1 protein-coding gene is annotated in these 654 nt (G+C 79.2%); it reads left to right on the top strand.

Features of this window, described 5'->3' with window-relative positions; translation table 11 throughout:
- Positions 1-473, top strand: a 473-nt coding sequence (locus RBXJA2T_RS20455; RefSeq protein WP_039956824.1) for a hypothetical protein, incomplete at its 5' end; no start/stop codon positions are given.
- Between the last annotated feature and the right edge of the window lie 181 nt (positions 474-654).

The following is a 654-nucleotide window of genomic DNA, read 5'->3' as shown; positions in this document are numbered from 1 at the left end:
GGGTGCGCGCGGTGCTGCTCGTCGGCGGCCATGTCGGCCTGGCCGGCGAGGCCGAACGCGCCGAACGTGCGGCGCAGGACGCGGCGCGTGCCGCCGCGCTGCGGCGCGACGGGCTCGCGGCCTTCGTCGACGCCTGGGAGGCGATGCCGCTGTTCGCCAGCCAGCAGGCGCTGCCGGCCGAGGCGCAGGCGGCCCAGCGTGCCGCCCGGCTGGCGCACGACGCCGAAGGGCTGACCTGGGCCTTCGAGGTCGCGGGGCTGGCGTGCATGCCCGACTACCGTGCCGCGGTCGCCACGACCGGGCAGCGGCTGCACTGGCTGACCGGCGCCGAGGACCCACGCTTCGACACGCTGGCCGCCGGGCTGGCACGGCCACCGCAGGTCACGCACGAGCGTGTGGCCGGCGCCGGCCACAACCTGCTGCTGGAGGCGCCGCAGGCCGTGGCGGCGGCGCTGGCGAGGCTGGCGGCATGAGCGCCGGGGCTCTGGCCCGTCTGGCAGAACCGGCCGCAAGCCGGAGGGTGCCAAGGTGAGCGCCGCCCCGCTGCGGCTGACGCTGGGCGCCCCGCAGCGCGTCGGCTGCGGCACGGTCGTCGTGCGCGGCACGGCGCGGCCGCGTGTCGCGCTGCGCGTCGCGCTGACGGCCGGCGCGCTG

This window comes from Rubrivivax benzoatilyticus JA2 = ATCC BAA-35, from assembly GCF_000190375.1.
In the GTDB taxonomy this organism is placed as follows: domain Bacteria; phylum Pseudomonadota; class Gammaproteobacteria; order Burkholderiales; family Burkholderiaceae_C; genus Rubrivivax; species Rubrivivax benzoatilyticus.
Note: the sequence above shows the minus strand (reverse complement) of the source record. Positions and strands in the feature narration are given on the sequence as shown.